A 692-nucleotide genomic window follows, 5' to 3' on the forward strand; every position below is an offset into this window, starting at 1 on the left:
GTTTCATCAGCACTCACTCCTTTTTTGGTTGCTTCTCTATGTATTAGTATAACACGAACGGCGAACGTGCCGTCACCTCTTTCCCTGAGCGATGCAAAAAAATCGTGACAATATACAGGCCTTCCATCCATGAAAAAAACAACCCTTCACAAACAGGGCTGCCGGTAATTCATTATTTTTTTTCTGCCAAGAAGCGTTGCAAAGCTTCATACGCATCCGACACTACTTCATCCAACTCGTTTTCCGCGTTGATCAACTGCATGCGTTCTGGGTAACGGCCAAGCAACAGCAAATACCCTTCTCTTACTTTATAATGAAATGCCAATGATTCCTCATCCAGACGGTTGAATTCACGGCCTTGATCGAGGTCGATGCGTGCGAGTCCTGTTTTCGGATTGACATCAAAATACAAAGTCAATTCTGGCATATGCCCTTCGATGGCGAATTCATTGATCGCCAACACATCATCTAGTAAAAAAAAAAAAATAATAGATACTCTGCCGCACTGATGTCCATAGAAACACCTACAAACCCACTCTAACAACTTCTACCTCGTGTTGCCACTTCTAATTAACGAACCCAAAGAGACAAAAATAAAAAAGTAGTAATAAACTCGAGATCTAAAGCACATACATGGAGAAAGTACGAAAAGAAACACTAGAAAAATGACCAGCTATAGATGACACGAGCGC

1 protein-coding gene is annotated in these 692 nt (G+C 41.6%); it reads right to left on the minus strand.

Going from position 1 to position 692, the window contains the following annotated elements; genetic code table 11:
- Nucleotides 1-172 precede the first annotated feature (172 nt).
- Nucleotides 173-544 carry a dTMP kinase gene (locus tag BHE18_RS14900; RefSeq protein ID WP_083573823.1) on the minus strand — a complete coding sequence of 124 codons (372 nt, stop codon included), beginning with the start codon at nucleotides 542-544 and terminating at the stop codon, nucleotides 173-175.
- Nucleotides 545-692 lie beyond the last annotated feature (148 nt).

It is taken from the genome of Rossellomorea aquimaris, from assembly GCF_001877785.1.
Taxonomy (GTDB): Bacteria; Bacillota; Bacilli; order Bacillales; family Bacillaceae_B; genus Rossellomorea; species Rossellomorea aquimaris_A.